The sequence below is a fragment of the Mesorhizobium sp. M2C.T.Ca.TU.002.02.1.1 genome, from assembly GCF_003997225.1.
Genome location: NZ_RZTO01000785.1, coordinates 1 through 2,820 on the forward strand (window position 1 = coordinate 1; position 2,820 = coordinate 2,820).

A 2,820-nucleotide genomic window follows, 5' to 3' on the forward strand; every position below is an offset into this window, starting at 1 on the left:
AGGCGATGTCGTCGGGCTGCGTGCGCCTGATCAACCAGGACATCATCGACCTCTACAGCCGCGTTTCCAAGAAGAACCCGGTGGTCGTGGTCTGATCGGGTCCGTCGGCCCACTCTTCCGTTGCGCGATCCCGCAAGACAGGCGAAGGTGCCTTCAAAACCTTCGTCCCGGGAGAGAAAAGCATGGCTGGAACCTTCGTCATCGCGCAAGGCGGCGGCCCCACCGCCGTCATCAACCAGACGGTCGTCGGCGCCACGCTGGAAATCCGTAAGCGTCATCCAGGCGCCAAGGTGCTGGGCTCGATCCACGGCGTGCGCGGCATCCGCGACGGCAATTATGTCGACCTGTCCGCCATCCCCGAGGACAGGCTGGGGCTGATTGCGGGCACGCCGAGCGCCGCCCTTGGCTCGACTCGCGACAAGCCGGACGCCGCCTATTGCGAGGTCATCCTCAACGGCCTGAAGAAGGCGGGTGCCGACGCCTTCATCTATATCGGCGGCAACGACACCTCGGGTACCCAGCAGATCCTGACCGATGCCGCCGGCGGCTCGATCGCCTTCGTGCATGCGCCCAAGACCATCGACAACGATCTCGAGGAGAATGACCACACGCCGGGCTTCATCTCGGCGGCCGAGTTCGTCGCCGGCGCCTTCCTCTCGGTCGATCTCGATTTCCGCGCCCTTCCCGGCATCTATGTCGGCATCGTCATGGGCCGGCATGCCGGCTTCCTCACCGCCGCCGCGGCCGCATGGCAGCTCGATCCCGACAGCGGCCCGCATCTGGTCTATGTGCCGGAGCGCGCCTTCTCGGCCAAGCGTTTCATCGACGAAGTGCGCGAGAAGCTCGACCGCCACAAGCGCTGCATCGTCGCCGTATCGGAAGGCGTCAGCACCGCCGACGGCAAGGCGCTGGTCGAAAGCCTGGTGCCGCCGGACAAGCTCGAGCGCGACCAGCACGGCAACGTCAAACTGTCGGGCAGCGACCTGCCGGCGGCGCGCGAACGGGCTCTGGCCGAAGGCCTGCCGGGCAAGCGGGCGCGGGTCGACGCGCTGGGCTATATGCCGCGCGGTTATGTCGGCGCGATCAGCGCCGTCGACGCCAAGGAAGCCTTCGACGCCGGCGCCTTCGCGGTTGCCGTCGCCGGCGAAGGCGGCGGCTCGGTCGCGCTGCAATATGACGGGTCGAAGACGGTGTTGAAGAAGGTGCCGCTGAAGGCGGTGGCCGGCAAGACCCGCCATATGCCCGACGGTTTCATGCAGCCGGACGCCAACCAGCTTTCGGAAGCCGGCATGGCCTATCTCAAGCGGCTGGTGCCGGAAAAATACAAGGTCGGGAAGCCGTTCGTCTGATGGCCGGCGGCCCGAGGCCCGAGCTTGAGGTCGGTGACTGGTTCGGCAAGGCGAAAGTCGATGCCGCCACCACGATGCTGACCGAACCCTTCGTGCATGATTTCGTGCGCGCCAATATGTGGCATCTCGAGGGCCGTGACGCGGATCTGCTGGTCGACACCGGCATGGGCATCCGTCCGCTGGCGCCTGAGATCGACACGCCGCCCGGCAAGCCGCTGATCGTCGTCGCTACCCACATCCATCTCGACCATGTCGGCTCGCTGCATGAGTTCCCGATGCGGATGGGCCCGAAGATGAGCTCGGCGCAGTTCGACCGCATGGATGATGCCGTCACCTACGCCTACATGTTCCACAATCTCGACGGCGCGGTCACAAAGCTGCCGGCGCCGGACTGGAAGGCAGCCGATTACCGCATCCCTTCCGCGCCGCTGACCCGCGCGCTCGACGAGGGCGACGTCGTCGATCTCGGCGACCGGAAATTCCGCGTGCTGCACCTGCCCGGGCATTCGCCGGACTCCATCGCGCTGTTTGACGAAGCCGATGGCCTCTTCTTTGCCGGCGACGCCATTTATGACGGCATGCTGATCGACGATCTGCCGGATTCCGACCGCACAGCCTATTGCCGCACCATGCAGCGCCTGCTCGACCTGCCGATCCGCATCGGTCATGGCGGCCACGGCCCGAGTTTCGACCGCGCCAGAATGCGGGAAATTGCCTCCTCTTATCTGCGCAGGCGAGAGCGGTTCGTAAGCGCCTCCTGAATTAAATCTTCGTAAGGTCGCCGCAAAACCCTAATTACGGCAACTAGGCGTCCTAGATGCTTGTCTGTCGAGACGGCCGGCTGCCATGCACGGCGAGACAGGCAGATCCGGTCATCGGCACGTCGACGGATGATCCCATGGGAGCGCCCGCGACGCCGGATCAACGCTCGCCCGGACAGAACGACCATGTCACCTTCAAGCATTCTTCGCAGACATCGCGTCGCCGCCCTGTTGGGCGCCGCGCTGATCATTTCCCCCGTCGTCGTTTCCTTCGCCCAGAGCAATTCGGGCCTCAGCACCGTGGCCGCGACGACGCAGACGCCAGTCGCCGGCATCACGGCCCCTAACGGCTCTTTCGCCCCGGTCATCGCCGTCACCAAGCCGGCCGTCGTCACCATCACCTCGATCATGAAGGCGCAGCCACAGGACGAGGGCTCGCCGCTTGGCGGCAATGCGCCTTTCGACCAGTTCTTCCAGCAGTTCTTCGGTGACCAGGGCATGCCGATGCCACGCACGCCGCCGCAGCAGCAGGGTCAGCGCGCCGAGGCGCTCGGTTCCGGCTTCATCGTCGGCGCGGACGGCATGATCGTCACCAACAATCACGTCATCGACGGCGCAAGCTCGATCAAGGTGACGCTCGATGACGGAACCGAGCTTCCCGCCAAGCTGGTCGGCCACGACGCCAAGAACGATCTGGCCGTGCTCAAGAT

4 protein-coding genes are annotated in these 2,820 nt (G+C 65.3%); all 4 read left to right on the forward strand.

The window, feature by feature from the left end; genetic code table 11:
* On the forward strand, window positions 1-95 hold a 95-nt coding region (locus EOD07_RS29370), incomplete at its 5' end, for a L,D-transpeptidase family protein (protein WP_164772650.1).
* Between the two features lie 87 nt (window positions 96-182).
* Window positions 183-1,349, forward strand: a complete 1,167-nt coding sequence (locus EOD07_RS29375) for a diphosphate--fructose-6-phosphate 1-phosphotransferase (RefSeq protein WP_127237834.1) — start codon at window positions 183-185, stop codon at window positions 1,347-1,349.
* Complete coding sequence (locus tag EOD07_RS29380) at window positions 1,349-2,110, forward strand: MBL fold metallo-hydrolase (protein WP_127237835.1); 762 nt, start codon at window positions 1,349-1,351, stop codon at window positions 2,108-2,110. The genes EOD07_RS29375 and EOD07_RS29380 overlap by 1 nt, the downstream gene beginning before the upstream one ends.
* A 186-nt stretch (window positions 2,111-2,296) precedes the next feature.
* Window positions 2,297-2,820 (forward strand): trypsin-like peptidase domain-containing protein (locus EOD07_RS29385; RefSeq protein ID WP_206519593.1); only part of this gene is annotated, 524 nt, incomplete at its 3' end.